Source organism: Actinomadura sp. K4S16 (genome assembly GCF_008327685.1).
GTDB lineage: Bacteria > Actinomycetota > Actinomycetes > Streptosporangiales > Streptosporangiaceae > Spirillospora.
The window spans coordinates 168414-182646 of the sequence record NZ_BDDE01000023.1; the positions used below are offsets into that span (position 1 = coordinate 168414).

Annotated in this window: 9 protein-coding genes; 7 read left to right on the forward strand and 2 right to left on the reverse strand. The window is 73.9% G+C overall.

What is annotated here, in order from left to right; translation table 11 throughout:
• Window positions 1-20: 20 nt before the first annotated feature.
• From K4S16_RS35790 to K4S16_RS35820, 7 genes are all read left to right on the forward strand, one after another.
• Window positions 21-779 (forward strand): hypothetical protein, encoded by a 759-nt coding sequence (locus tag K4S16_RS35790; protein WP_149263499.1) that lies wholly within the window; start codon window positions 21-23, stop codon window positions 777-779.
• The gene (locus K4S16_RS35795) at window positions 773-2035 is read left to right on the forward strand and encodes a S8 family serine peptidase (protein WP_149263500.1); all 1263 of its coding nucleotides are present in this window, start codon (window positions 773-775) and stop codon (window positions 2033-2035) included. The genes K4S16_RS35790 and K4S16_RS35795 overlap by 7 nt, the downstream gene beginning before the upstream one ends.
• Before the next feature lie 15 nt (window positions 2036-2050).
• On the forward strand, window positions 2051-2353 hold the full coding sequence (locus K4S16_RS35800) for an MGMT family protein (RefSeq protein ID WP_149263501.1): 303 nt from the start codon (window positions 2051-2053) through the stop codon (window positions 2351-2353).
• Window positions 2354-2490: 137 nt separating this feature from the next.
• A complete protein-coding gene (locus K4S16_RS35805) occupies window positions 2491-5604 on the forward strand; it encodes an ATP-dependent DNA helicase (protein WP_200842307.1) in 3114 nt (1037 codons plus the stop codon).
• Between the two features lie 19 nt (window positions 5605-5623).
• Window positions 5624-9061, forward strand: coding sequence for an ATP-dependent DNA helicase (locus K4S16_RS35810; RefSeq protein ID WP_149263503.1), 3438 nt, complete (start codon window positions 5624-5626; stop codon window positions 9059-9061).
• Window positions 9062-9134: 73 nt separating this feature from the next.
• Complete coding sequence (locus K4S16_RS35815) at window positions 9135-9914, forward strand: class I SAM-dependent methyltransferase (RefSeq protein WP_149263504.1); 780 nt, start codon at window positions 9135-9137, stop codon at window positions 9912-9914.
• 54 nt (window positions 9915-9968) lie between these two features.
• Window positions 9969-10277 carry a hypothetical protein gene (locus tag K4S16_RS35820; RefSeq protein WP_149263505.1) on the forward strand — a complete coding sequence of 103 codons (309 nt, stop codon included), beginning with the start codon at window positions 9969-9971 and terminating at the stop codon, window positions 10275-10277.
• Window positions 10278-10334: 57 nt separating this feature from the next.
• Here the strand turns inward: K4S16_RS35820 and K4S16_RS35825 are convergent, their stop codons facing one another.
• Window positions 10335-11927 carry an AMP-binding protein gene (locus K4S16_RS35825; protein ID WP_308800944.1) on the reverse strand — a complete coding sequence of 531 codons (1593 nt, stop codon included), beginning with the start codon at window positions 11925-11927 and terminating at the stop codon, window positions 10335-10337.
• Window positions 11928-12025: 98 nt separating this feature from the next.
• The gene (locus K4S16_RS35830) at window positions 12026-14173 is read right to left on the reverse strand and encodes a tetratricopeptide repeat protein (RefSeq protein WP_160161149.1); all 2148 of its coding nucleotides are present in this window, start codon (window positions 14171-14173) and stop codon (window positions 12026-12028) included.
• Window positions 14174-14233: the final 60 nt, after the last annotated feature.

A 14233-nucleotide genomic window follows, 5' to 3' on the forward strand; every position in this document is an offset into this window, starting at 1 on the left:
CTTCGGCTACGCTCCGCTGCGTGTGGCGCGCCCAGATCTCCGTCCCGGACAGCGATCCGGAACCGGAGCCGGGCGGCGGACGGCGGGTCTCCCGCCGGACGGCCGCCCTGGTGGCCGCGCCGGTCTGCGCGACCGTCCTCGCCGTCGCCGGCGTGCGGCTGGCCGCCGAGCTGACCCGCGCCCCGACGCCGGCCGAGCGCGCGGCGGCCGCGGCGGCGGAGCTGTCCGGCCGCTACCGGGCCTGGCCCGCCGGGCGGATCTTCCCCGCGGGCCTTCGCTACCGGCTCGGCCAGGCCTCCACCGAGACGGCCCGCCGGGTGGGGATCGGTCCCGACACCCGCTGCGAGACGGCCGTGGACGACGCGTTCGCCAACAGCCTCACGTCGCGCGGCTGCCGCGCCGCGCTCCGCGCCACCTACCTCGACCAGGCGCAGGGACTCGCGGTCACGGTCGGCGTGGTCGTGTTCCCGGACGAGCGGACGGCGCGGGAGGCCGTCGCCTGGTTCCCGTCCCACGCCGCCGGCCCGGGGCTGCGCGCGCTGCCGTTCGCGGGCTCGGTGGCCGCCCGCTTCGGGGACTCCGCGCGGCAGGCGTCCACCGCCGCGCAGGCAGGCCCCTACGTGGTCGCGGCGACGGCGGGGTACGCCGACGGGCGCCCCGCGCTGCGCGGCTCCCTGGCCGACGCGGCCGAACTGGCGCCGCAGCTCGTCCAGGGCGTCCTTCGGCCGCTGACCGCGCCCGCGACGGTCCGCTGCGGCGGCCGGGAGTGGCGGTGCTGAGCCGCGTCGCCGCCGGGACGGCCGCGCTGGCCCTCGTCCTCGCCCCCGCGGCGGCACCGGCCCGCGCCGCCGCGGCGCTCCCGCAGCGCGCCCTTCCCGCCGACGCGGTGCGGGACGCGGTCATGCCCGTCCTCGCATCGCTGAACGTGCCGCGCGCCTGGACGATGACGAAGGGCGGCGGCGTGACGGTCGCCGTCCTCGACTCGGGCGTGGACCCCGGCCAGGCCGACCTCGCCGGCTCCGTCACCGCCGGGCCCGACTACACGCGCGGCGCGAACCCGGACGGCGTCGCGCCGAAGCGGCTGCACGGCACCAACATGGCGTCGATCATCGCCGGGCACGGGCACGGACCCGGCGGGTCGGAGGGGGTCGTCGGCGTCGCGCCCGAGGCGCGGCTGCTGTCCCTGCGGGTGATCCTGGAACGCGACGAGCCGGGCTTCGCGCGGTTCACCGGCGGGCAGCGCTACACGGGGACGATCGCCCAGGGCATCCGGTACGCGGTCGACCACGGCGCCGACGTGATCAACCTGTCGCTCGGCCGCTCCTATCCCACGCCCCGCGAGCGCGACGCCGTCGCCTACGCGATCGGCCGGAACGTCGTGGTGGTCGCGGCGGCGGGCAACAGCGGAGCCGAGGGCGACCCGCGCGGAGTGGGAGACGGGTCCGCCCCGCCGCGCGGCGCCCGCGGACCCGGGGGATCCGCCAGGTACTTCTACCCGGCGTCGTTCCCCGGCGTGATCTCCGTCGCAGCCGTGGACGCGCAGGGCCGGCACGCCGGGTTCTCCAACCGCAACTCCGGCGTCGTGGTGTCGGCGCCCGGCGTCCAGATCATCGGCGCGGGCCCGGACGGGCGGTACTGGGTCGGGGACGGCACGAGCCCGGCGACCGCGTTCGTCTCCGGCGTCGCCGCGCTCATCAGGTCCCGCCACCGCGGCCTCGCCCCCGCGCTGGTCACGCAGGCCATCGTGGCGGGCACCGGCGACCGCCCGGCACGCGGCTACGACCGGGGCGTCGGCTTCGGGCGGGTCGACGCCGCCGCCGCGCTCGCCGCGTCCGACACGCTGGCGGGCGCGCGGACGGGCGGCGCGGGCCTGCCGGCCGGGAAGCGGTTCGCGGCGGGGCCCGCCCGCCCCGTCCAGGTCGTGCACCGCTCGGGCGGGCTCGTCCTCACGTACCTGCTGATCTGCGCGCTGTCCCTGCTGGGCCTCGCGGGCGCCGCCGTCCTCCTGCGCGGCGAGCGGGACCCGTCGGATTGAGCGGATAATGAGCGGGTGTGGTCCGAACCTGACGAGTACGCCGAGGCGGTGCTGGACGCGGTGGAACGGATCCCGCCGGGCCGCGTCCTGTCCTACGGCGACGTCGCCGAGCTGGTCGGACGCGGCGGGCCGCGCCAGGTCGGACGCGTGATGTCGCTCTACGGCGGCGCCGTCCCCTGGTGGCGGGTCATCCGCGCCGACGGCAACCCGCCGAGCGGCCACGAGATCCAGGCCCACGAGAACTACCGCGCCGAAGGCACCCCCCTCCACCCGGACGGCCGCCGCGTAGACATGAAGCGAGCCCGGTGGACGGGTTAGCTCTATTGCATTTATCTCCTGCGACATGCGTGCGTTGTGGTCAGAACCGTCCCGGTGATCTGTTCCAATGAACTGTTGTGCCGGCAGCTTCCTACCGTCTCGTGCGCCGCGCGGGTCCCGCGCGGAGCGTCCCGCCTGTGCTCGACGAGCAGCAGCGGCGGGTGGTCGAGCATGCCGGTGGGCCGATGCTGGTGCTGGCGGGGCCGGGTACCGGGAAGACCACCACGATCGTGGAAGCGGTCGTCGACCGCATCGAGAACCGGGGAGTCGACCCCGAGCGGGTGCTCGTCCTGACGTTCAGCCGCAAGGCGGCGGGGGAGTTGCGGGAGCGCATCACCGGCCGCTTGCACCGGACGACGCGAACGCCCCTGGCGCTGACCTTCCACAGCTACGCGTACGCGCTGATCCGGCGGGACGCCGTCCTGAACGAGGAGCCGGCGCCCCGGCTGCTGTCCGGTCCCGAGCAGCTGCTCGAAGTGCGGCGGCTGCTGGAGGGCGAGCTCGCGGACGGCGCCCGCGACTGGCCGGAGCGGCTGCGGGCCGCGCTGGCGACGCGCGGGTTCGCCGAGGAGCTGCGTGACTTCGCCCTGCGCGCGGTCGAGCGGCAGTACGCCGCGGAGGACCTCGCCGCCCTCGGGCGCATGCGGGGCCGCGACGACTGGGCCGCCATCGGCGGGTTCATGGAGCGGTACGTCGACCGGTTCCTGCTCGATCCCGTCCCCACCTACGACTACGGCGAGCTGATCCACCTGGCCGCGGGCATGCTCGCCGACGAGGAGGTGCGCATCCGGGAGCAGGACGCCTACGACGCCGTGTTCGTGGACGAGTACCAGGACACCGACCCTGCGCAGGAGGCCCTCCTGCACCACCTCGCGGGCGACGGGCGCGACCTGGTCGTGGTGGGCGACCCCGACCAGTCCATCTACGGGTTCCGAGGCGCCGACGTGCGCGGCATCCAGGAGTTCCCGAACCGCTTCCTCACGCTGGACGGCGACCCGGCGCCCGTGGTGGCGCTGCGGACGTGCCGCCGGATGGGACCCGAGATCCTCGCCGCCTCGCGGCGCATCGCGCGGCGGCTGCCCGCCGGGTCGGCGGGCGCCGCCGAGCACCGCGCGCTCCGTCCCGTGGACGAGCTCGACGAGGGCGAGGTGCGCGCGGTCATCGCCGACTCCGAGAGCCAGGAGTCCGCGCTGGTCGCCGATGAGCTGCGGCGCGCCCACCTGCTCGACGGCGTGCCGTGGTCGCGTATGGCGGTCCTGGTGCGCAGCGCGGTGCGGCAGGTTCCCGTGCTGCGGCGGGCGCTCGCCCAGGCCGGCGTGCCGGTGGTCGTCGCCGGCGACGAAGTGCCGCTGGTGGGGGAGCCCGCCGTCCGGCCGTTCCTCGTCCTGCTGAGGGCGGCGCTCAAGAAGGGCTTCCTGGACGAGGTCGTGGCGGAGGACCTCCTGACCGGTCCGCTGGGCGCCGCCGACGCGCTCGCCATGCGCCGCCTCAAGCGCGCTCTGCGCGACCTGGAGGAGCTGTCGGGCGGGCAGCGTCCGCTGGGCGAGCTTCTGGTCGCGGCGGTGAACGACCCCCGCGAACTGGTCCTCGTCCATGAGCGGGTCCGCGCGCCCGCCGAGCGGATCGCGAACCTGATCGAGACGGCGCGGCGCAGCGCGCACGACGGCGGCACCGCCGAGGACGTCCTGTGGGCGGTGTGGCAGGAGAGCGGCCAGGCCGACGTGCTGCTGGAGCAGAGCGTCAAGGGCGGGACGCGCGGGGCGGCGGCCGACCGCGACCTCGACGCCGTGGTGGCGCTGTTCGACCACGCCGCGCGGTTCGTCGACCGGCTTCCCCAGGCGGGGCCCGAGCTGTTCGTCGACAACATCGCGTCCCAGGAGATCGCCGGTGACACGCTCGCAGAGCAGGCGCCGGAGGGGGAGGCGGTCCGGATCCTCACCGCGCACCGCTCCAAGGGCCTGGAGTGGGACGTCGTCGTCGTCGCCGGCGTCCAGGAGGGCGTCTGGCCCGACGTGCGGCTGCGCGGGTCGCTGCTCGGCGTCGAGGAGCTGGTCGAGCACGCCGCGGGGGCCGAACCGGACGGCGAGGCCGCCGCCGGCGCCTCCATGGCCGCCAAGATGCTCGACGAGGAGCGGCGCCTGTTCTACGTGGCGGTCACGCGCGCTCGCAAGCGCCTCGTGGTCACGGCCGTCGGCGGCGACGACACCGAGGAGCGGCCGTCCCGCTTCCTGAACGAGCTCCTCCCCGGCGCGATCGAGCAGTCGCAGCTGGACGAGAAGACCCGCTGGCTCTCGCTGTCGGCGCTCGTGGCCGACCTGCGGTCCGTCGTCGCCGACCCGTCGCGTCCCGAACCGCTGCGGCGCGCCGCCGCCGGGCACCTGGCCCGCCTGGCGCGCGCGGGCGTGCGCGGCGCGAAACCGGAGAACTGGTACGCCATCACCGCGCTGTCGGACTCCGGCCCCGCGTTCGCCGAGGACGAGCCCATCACGATCTCGCCGTCCCAGGTCGAGGCGTTCACCACGTGCGGGCTGCGCTGGCTGCTCGCCTCCGCGGTCGGCGCCCAGGAGGGCGGGCCCAACGAGTACAGCACCATGGGCAAGGTCGTCCACGCCGTCGCCGAGATGGCGGGCGCGGACGACGGCGTCGACGAGGTGCACGTCGCGCGGCGGCTCGACGAGGTCTGGAACGACCTGGAGTTCCGCAGCTCCTGGTACTCGGAGAAGCAGCGCGAGCAGGCCGCCCGGATGGTCGACAAGTTCCTCGCCTGGCACCGCGACAACCCCAACGAGGTCGTCGCGCTGGAGGAGTCGTTCAAGGTCGACCTCGGCCGCGTCGTCATCAAGGGCCGCATCGACCGCGCCGAGCGCGACGAGCAGGGCCGCGCCGTCATCATCGACATCAAGACCTCCTCCACCGCCGTCCCGAAGGACGAACTGGCCCGGCACCCGCAGCTCGGCGTCTACCAGTACGCGGTGATGCTCGGCGCGTTCGAGCGGCACGGGCTGATCGAGCCGGGCGGGGCGAAGCTGATCCAGGTCGGCAAGGCCGCGTTCACGGCGAAGGCGCGCGAGCAGGAGCAGCCCCCGCCGGCCGAGGACGCCGACCCCGAGTGGCCGAAGAAGCTCGTCGAGATCGTCGCGACGGGGATGGCCGGCGACGTCTTCCAGGCCAGGGCGAACGACAAGTGTCGCACCTGTCCCGTACGCTCCTGCTGCCCCGTCCATGACGAGGGCGGGCAGGTGAGCGACTGACTGGCTCGGGGGGAGCGAGGTGATCACGCCGGGAGAACTGGCCCGGCTGCTGGAGATCCCGGCGCCGACGGAGGAGCAGGCCCGGGTGATCGAGGCGCCGATGGCGCCGATGGCGGTGATCGCCGGCGCCGGGTCGGGCAAGAGCGAGACGATGGCCGCGCGCGTGGTGTGGCTGGTCGCGAACGGCTTCGTCCGGCCGGAGCGCGTCCTCGGCCTCACCTTCACCCGCAAGGCCGCCGCCGAGCTCGGCGTGCGCGTGCGCAAGCGGCTCGACAGGCTCCGCGAGGTCCTGCCCGGCGACGAGCTGGAGCGGCTGGGCGGCGAGGCCCTGTTCGACGGCGAGCCGATGGTGTCCACGTACCACTCGTACGCGGCGCGCCTCTTCGGCGACCACGCCCTGCGCGAGGCGCTCGAACCCACGATGCGGCTGATCTCGCCTGCCGTCGCCTGGCAGATCTGCTCGCGGGTGGTCGACGCCTACCACGGCCCCATGGACCGGATCGACTGGCAGCCCGACACCGTGACGAAGGCCGTCATGGAATTGTCCGGCGACCTGGCGGAGCACCTGCGCACGGCCGAGGACGTCCGCAAGGTCGGCGCCTGGCTCGACGAGCGGCTCGCCGTGGTGAAGAAGCCGCTCAAGGCGCAGCGCGACGTCCTCGCCAAGCACGCCGTCCGCGAGCAGCTCATGCCGCTCATCGAGGCGTACGGGCGCGCCAAGGCCGACCGCGAGGTCATCGACCACGGCGACCAGATGGCCCTCGCCGCGCGCATCGCCTACAAGCACCCCGAGGTCGGGATGATCGAGCGGTCCCGGTTCTCGGTCGTTCTGCTCGACGAGTACCAGGACACCAGCCAGGCGCAGCTCGTCCTGCTGAAGTCGCTGTTCGCGGGCGGGCATCCGGTGACGGCCGTCGGCGACCCCTGCCAGTCCATCTACGGGTGGCGCGGCGCGAGCGCCGGGAACCTGCTGCGGTTCGCCTACGACTTCCCCGCGCAGCCGGCGGCCGCCGCCGGCGGGCGCCCGGTGGCCGCGCCGGTCGTCCAGCTCAGCCGGTCGTTCCGCAACGGCGAGCAGATCCTGGAGGCGGCGGCCAAGGTACAGGAGGAGCTGCGCGCCGAGACGAAGGCCGTGCCCCGCCTCATCCCGGGCGCCGGGCGCGAAGGGCGCGGACGCGTCGAATGCGCCCTGTTCCCCACCGTGGAGGACGAAGCCGACCGCATCGCCGACCGCATCGCCGGGGTCATGGCCGCCGACCCCGAGACCGCCCCCGACGGCGGCCCCCAGACCGAGCCGCTCCGGTACTCCGACATCGCCGTCCTGGCCCGGAAGCGGTCGCAGTTCCCGCTGATCAGGCGCGCCCTGGAGGCGCGCGGCATCCCGGTCGAGGTGGTCGGGCTCGGCGGGCTCCTCACCGTCCCCGAGGTGCAGGACGTCGTCGCCACGCTGCGCGTCATGCACGACCCGACCGCGGGCGCGTCCCTCGCCCGCCTCCTCACCGGCCCGCGCTGGCGCCTCGGCCCCCGCGACCTCGTCGCCCTGGGACGCCGTGCCCGCGCCCTGGCCCAGGAGGCGGCCCGCGACATCACCCGCCCGGACGACCGCCCCGTCCCGGCGCACGACGAGCCGCCCCCCGCCGCACCCGCAGAGGGAGCCGGGGAGGGGCCCAATGAGGGGGCCGGGGAGGGGGCCGGGGAGGGGGCCGGGGAGGGGCCCGCGGGGGACGATCCGCTTCGGCAGCTCGTCAGCGAGTTGAACCAGGAGACCGGCAGCCTCGTCGACGCGCTCGACGACCTCGGCCCGCCCGACGCGTACTCGCCCGAGGGGTACGGGCGGCTGCGGCGCCTCCGCGACGAGCTGCGCGGCCTGCGGAGCCAGGTCGGGCTGCCGCTGCCGGACCTGGTCAACGAGGTCGAGCGGGCGCTCGGCCTCGACATCGAGGTCGCCGCGCGGTCCGGGCTCGACCCGGTCACCGCCCGCGCCGACCTCGACGCCTTCATCGACGCCGCCGCCACGTTCGCCGGCGACGCCGAAGACCCGACGCTCGGCGCGTTCCTCGCCTACCTCAAGGCCGCCGAGACCGAGGAGTTCGGGCTGGAGGCCGGGCGGGTCGGGGAGACCGACAGCGTCAAGCTCCTCACCGTCCACGCCTCCAAGGGCCTCGAATGGCCGGTCGTGGTCGTCCCCGGCCTGGCGTACACGCCGCAGAAGAACGGCGGCCCCGCCAAGGGGTCGATCTTCCCGTCGCCGCCGCAGAACGCCACCCGCTGGACCGCGAACCCGCGCGTCCTGCCGTTCATGCTGCGCGGCGACCGCGCCGACCTGCCCGCGCTGACCGGGCTGGAGAAGGACGACCTCGCCGCGTTCGAGCAGGCGTGCTCCGAGCGCGACCTGCGCGAGGAGCGGCGGCTCGCCTACGTCGCGGTCACGCGCGCGTCCAGCCTGCTCATCACCACCGGCTACTGGTGGGGGTCCTCGGGGCGCCCGCTCGGACCGTCGCCGTTCCTGGAGGAGGTGCGGGCGGTCTGCCTCGCCGGGGCCGGGTCCGTCGCCGTTTGGGCCGACCCGCCGGAGGAGGGCGCCGCCAACCCGCTGCTCGCCGACCCCGACGAGGCGCAGTGGCCCATCGCGCCCGGCGAGCGCGGCCGGTCCGACCTGTCGGCGCGGGCGCGCTACGAGGCGGTCGTCGAGGGCGCCCGCATGGTCGAGGACGAGATGGCCGGGCGCACCCGCCACTGGGCCGGCGACGCCGGGCTGTCGGACGCCGACCGGGCCCGCATGACGGCGTGGGCGCGCGACGTCGAGCTGCTGCTCGCCGAGCGCGACCGGGGGCGCGGCGGCGACGGCCTGCTCGTCGAGCTGCCCGCGCACCTGTCGGTGTCGTCGCTGGTGTCGCTGGCGCGCGACCCGGCGGCGCTCGCCCGGCAGATCCGCCGCCCCATGCCGCGCCCGCCCGCCCCCTACGCGCGGCGCGGCACCGCGTTCCACGCCTGGCTGGAGGGCCGCTGGGGGCAGCAGCGGCTCCTCGACCCCGACGAGCTGCCCGGTGCCGCCGACGAGGGCGCCGCCGACGACTCGCACCTGGCGATGCTGCGCGAGCGCTTCGAGGGGTCGCAGTGGGCGGCGCGCGAGCCGCTCGACATCGAGGTGCCGTTCGAGACCATCATCGGCGACCGGCTGGTCCGGGGCCGGATGGACGCCGTGTTCCGGACCCGGGACGGCGGATACGAGGTCGTCGACTGGAAGACCGGCTCCCCGCCGTCGGGGGAGGAGGCGCGGTTCGCCGCCGTGCAGCTCGCCGCGTACCGGCTGGCGTGGGCCGAGCTCGCCGGAGTGGACGTCGCGCAGGTCAGCGCGGCGTTCCACTACGTCGCCGCCGACGTGACCGTCCGTCCGGCCGACCTGCTCGACGCCGCGGGCCTCGCCGCGCTGCTGGAGGGCGTCCCGGCCGCCTGAGGGTTTCGTCACTCCCCTCTGTTCACCGTGCGTGGTTTCGGGGATGATCCGGGCAACCAGTCGAGGAGGCGACGTGACGGTGACCCATGACGAGAAGGTGGTACGGGAGTTCTCCAAGCAGGCGGCCGGTTTCGCCGACCCCAGGCTGAACACGGCGTTCACCCGCCATCTGGACCGGCTCGTCCGGTTCATGGACCCCGAGCTCGACCTTGAGGACGTCGTGCTGGAGGTCGCCGCAGGGACGGGCATCGTGTCCCGCGCGATCGCCCGCCGCGTCCGGCACGTGACGGCGCTCGACCTCACGCCCGCGATGCTCGCCGAAGGCAAGCGCGACGCCGACCACGCCGGCCTCACCAACGTCACCTTCGCGCACGGCGACGCCACCGCCCTGCCCTACCTCGACCGGTCGTTCACCCTCGTCGTCACCCGCTTCTCGCTGCACCAGGTGGCCGACCCCGGGGCCGTGGTGAAGGAGATGGCCCGGGTCAGCCGCCCCGGCGCCGCGCTGATCATCGTCGACCTCGTCCGCCCCGAGGGCCTGGACGGCGACCCGGACCGCATCGAGCGCCTCCGCGACCCCTCGCACGGGGAGGCCCTGACCGAGGCGCGGATCGCGGACCTCGTCACCTCGGCGGGCGCGCAGGTGAAGCGCGCCGACCAGTTCGACTACGTCCGTCCGCTGGACCCGTGGCTGGAGTTCTCGAAGACCCCCTCGGACGTCGCGGCGCAGATCAGGCGCGAGCTGGAGGACGAGCTGGCGGGCGGACCCGCCACCGGCATGCGCCCGAGCATGGTCGACGGCGCCCTGCACTTCACGCACTCCTACCTCTTCCAGCAGGCCATCGTCGGGTAACGTTTTCGAGCAAACGTTCGACGCGTGTGACGCGTGTGGTCTATGTTGTCGAACATGGGTTCTAGCACCGTGCGCTCCCTCGATCGCGAGCCTGCCGCGCTGGCGATGCGCATCGGCGTGGTCGCGGCCGAGGCCGCCCTCGCCACCTTCGCCCGCAACCTCGACCTCGACGACCTCGAGGACGGCGTCGACTTCCAGGGCGCCATCGGGCCCGCCGAATGGCCGGTGTTCTCCCTGGTCATCGACACCCTCGCCGAGGCCGGGCCGGGCGACCGCCGCACGCTGGACGAGCGCCGCGCCGACGCCCTCAACGACCTCGCCCGCATCTGCATGGCCGCCAAGGAGCGCGCCGGAGCCGCCTGACCCCCGGGACGGGGCACGCCCGGGACCTCGCGGCCCTGGGCCCGGGCGTATCCCTCATCAGCCGTCGGGCGCCGTCCGCTTCACCTTGCCGGTGCTGGTCCGGGGGAGTTCCCGGACGAACCGGATGTCCCGCGGCACCTTGTAACGGGCCAGGTGCGCCCGCACGTACTCCTTGAGGTCGTCCTCGGTGACCTCCGCCCCCTCGGCCCTGACGACGTGCGCGGCGAGCCGCTGCCCGAACCTCTCGTCGTCCACCCCGGCCACCGACACCTCCGCGACGTCCGGATGGCCGCCGAGCAGGTTCTCGACCTCGCCGGGGAACACGTTCTCCCCACCCGAGACGATCATGTCGTCCGCCCGCCCGTCGATGAACAGCCGTCCCGCCTCGTCGAAGTGCCCGAGGTCGCCGGTGCCGGTCAGGCCGTCCCGCACCTGCTTGCCGCCGCCCCCGGTGTAGCCGGCGAACCGCAGCCCGCCGCCGGTGTAGACCTCCCCCGTCTCGCCTGCGGGCAGCTCCCGCCCGTCCTCCCCGAGCACCTTGATCGTGAGCCGGAAGGACGGTCTGCCCACCGTGCCGGGCGCGGCCCGCAGATCCTCGGGCGTTGCGATCGTCGCCCACCCCGTCTCGGTCGCGCCGTACACGTTGACGAGGACGTCGCCGAACGCGTCCATGAACGCCTCGGACAGATGCGGATGCAGCGCCGCCCCGCCGCACACGACCGCCCGCAGCGTCGGCGCCGGCGGGCGGTCCGGCACGTCCAGGATCCGCTGGAGCATCACCGGAACCGCCACGAGCGCCTCCGCCCGGCAGTCCGCGATCGTCTCCAGCACCTGCCGCGGATCGAAGCGGCGCGACAGGATGAGCGGCATCCCCATCCCGAGCCCGACCGTCGTGTAGGCGAACCCGAGCAGGTGGAAGAGCGGCGGCGCGACGACCATCGGCGCACCCGACCGAACCGGCACCCGCATCAGATGACTCAGAGCCGCGGGCAGCAGCGAGGACGCGGACAGATCATGCCGCGCCCCCTTCGGCGTCCCGGTAGTGCCGGACGTCATCAGGATCACCCGGCTGGCCCGCTCAGGCTTGAAGGGCTCGGGCGAGGTCTCCGCGATCAGCGCGTCGACCGTGTCCCCCTCCTCGCCCCAAGCGACCACCCGCTCCCCGCCGAACCCCGACTTCTCAACGGCCGCCCCGAACTCCTCGTCATGGACGAGCAGCTCGATCCCCTCCCGATCGACGACCTGCCCCAACTGCGTACCGGAGAAATCGGTGTTGAGCAGCACCACGTCATTCCCGAGCCGGGACGCCGCAAGAACCGTCTCCACAAACCCCCGGTGATTGCGGCAAAGAACCCCGACCTTCCCATCACCCACACGCCTGCTCAGCGCCGTGGCCAGCGAAGCAGCACGCCGTTCGAGCTCCGCATACGACAGCACCCCGCGTTCATCGATGAGGGCCGTCCGGTTTGGAAACCGCAGCGCCGCCACAGCTCCGAGCGTCGCGGGAACAGGGCCGAACCGCGCGTAGGGGAACAGCAGCCGCACCGCCCGATCAGGCCGGACGGGCCGCAACGCCCCGGAGTCCCGCACCGCCCGGGCAGCCCTCGCTCCAGCCTTCGCCGCACCCCGAACCCGCCCAAGCACCAGCACGCCACCTTCCGTGAACCGGCCTCCGCATCCCGCCGTCGGCCATACCCGGCTTTCGTCCGAGCAAAGGCACCGTCTTCCAGTGCTCGATGACAGGTCGATCACTGCGATCTTGCGGCATGGAGGTTGCGGCGCACGATATCGGTGCTCGGGTGGTCAGGCCCCAGTACCCGTTCGAAGTCGGTGAGGGTTCGTTCGAGGATGGGGACCGCGCGTTCGAGGTCTCCCGCGTCCCGGTAGGCGCGGGCGAGGTTGTTGCGGGAGATCAGCGTGTTGGGGTGGTCAGCCCCCAGGACCCGTTCGCGATCGGTGAGGATCTGTTCGAACATGGGGATCGCCCGTTTGAGGTCCCCCGCGTCCCGGTAGGCGACGGCGAGGTTGTTGCGGGCCCGCAAGGTCTCAACGTGGTCGCTGCCGCGCGCCTGCTCGAAGTCGGTGAGGGTTCGTTCGAGCATGGGGGTGGCGCGTTCGAGGTCTCCCGCGTCCCGGTAGGTGCTGGCGAGGTTGTTTCGGGAGATGAGAGTCTCGACGTGGTCGCTGCCACGCACTTGCTCGGAGTCGGTGAGGGTTCGTTCGAGCATGGGGATGGCGCGTTCGAGGTCTCCCGCGTCCCGGTAGGCGATGGCGAGGTTGTTGCGGGAGGTCAGAGTCGCAGGGTGGTCGCTGCCCAATACCCGTTCGCGATCGGCGAGGATCCGTTCGAACATGGGGATCGCGCGTTCCAGGTCCCCTGCGTCCTGGTAGGCGCGGGCGAGGTTCCCGAGGGAGGTCAGGACGGCCGGGGAACGGTCGCCGTGAAGGCGCTGGTTGGTGGCCAGGGCGCGTTGGAAGTACTCGATGGCGCGGATCAGGGAGCCTTGCCGTTGCAGGAGGGTGGCGGTGCGGTCCAGCAGGTGCTGAGTGATGTCGGTGTCGGTGTCGGCCGGTGCGTGGTCGGCCAGGGCGTCGATGTGGGGGAGCAGAGCCCGCCACATCGGCCATCTGGCAGGGTCTTCGACGTCGGAAGGGCGGACCTCGTCCAGGACGCGGGCGGCGGTGTCGCGGGCGGTGGCGATGTCATCGTGCTGACGGTGTGGGTCGGCCGGGTCGGGGGCGCGCGCGACGGCCTGCACCAGCCGGTGCACGGTGACCGCGCCCCCCTCGTCCAAAGCGATCATGTTGTAGGCGGCCAGCGCACCCAGGGCGTGCCGGAGCGCCGTCAGGTCCACTCCAGGGGTGAGGCGGGGCGAGGAGCGCCGCCGCAGCCAGGCCGGCAGCCCTCGTCGCCGGCGCGATCCCGGCGGGCTGCCGTTCAAGGCGGCGGGAATGCCTTCGACAAGGGTGCGGGGAATGGCCTCGGGGGCGTACCAGGCCAGGACTCGAAGCATGTCCCCGGCCAGTGGGGTGTCGGTGAGCTGGTCGAGGGTGAGGCGCCAGATCCGGGCGATGGTGCGTGCGGCGTCGGCGCCCTGGGCGGTCTGGTCGTACATGACCGCAGGTGAGTCGGCCAGCAGGTTCAGGTAGGCGCGCGGGGAGAGCCGGTGCTGGTGCAGGTAGGCGGCGGCCTGCTCGATCGCCAGCGGCAGGTGACCCAGCTCTTCGGCCAGGTCGGCAGCGCCCTCCAGATCCGCGCCGGGCCGGTCGTGGGCGGCGATGCGAGTGAGCAGTTCCACCGCCTGCCCACTGGTGAGCACGTCCAGCCGCAGCACTTGGGCGCCGAACCGGTGCCAGCTCTCGGCCAGCCGGCTGGTGACCAGGACCCGCCCGTTGCTCGTGCGGGCCATCACCGGGGCGATGTGCTCGGGGTCGTTGACGTTGTCCAGCACGAGCAGCCAGCCGTCATGGCTGCTCAGCCAGGTCAGCGCCCACTCGGCCAGGGCCTCCAGGGGCAGTGCCTGCTTCAGTTCGGGCTGCAGTGCGACGGTGAGTGCGGCCAGTCCCGCCTGGACGGCCTCGCCGGTGTCGGCGGTGATCCACCACACCGGGGAGAACCGGTCGCGGCGGCGGGTGGCATAGCGAGCGGGCAGGGTGGACTTGCCCACCCCGCCCAGGCCGTGCACCGCGGCCACCAACACCTCACCCGAGTCGGTCAAGGCCGCGTCCAGCTTCTGCAGTTCGGTGCCGCGCCCGACGAACAAGTGCGCATGCGACGGAACGTTGGTCAGGCCCGGCGGGGCGGTCACGTCAGCGGGTCGTACCGAGTACGACAGCACGACCTGCCGCTCGATGCGCTGCTCGGTGAAGTTCTGGTCCCGACCGGCTTGGTTCACAACGCCGTGCCCCGACGCGGTGCCTTCCATATGCGAGGAGGGTTGGTCAGGTTGGGGTTC

Coding starts and splice junctions, on each gene's coding strand:
- K4S16_RS35820 (WP_149263505.1), top strand. CDS start 9,969: ATGGGTTCTAGCACCGTGCGCTCCCTCGATCGCGAGCCTGCCGCGCTG.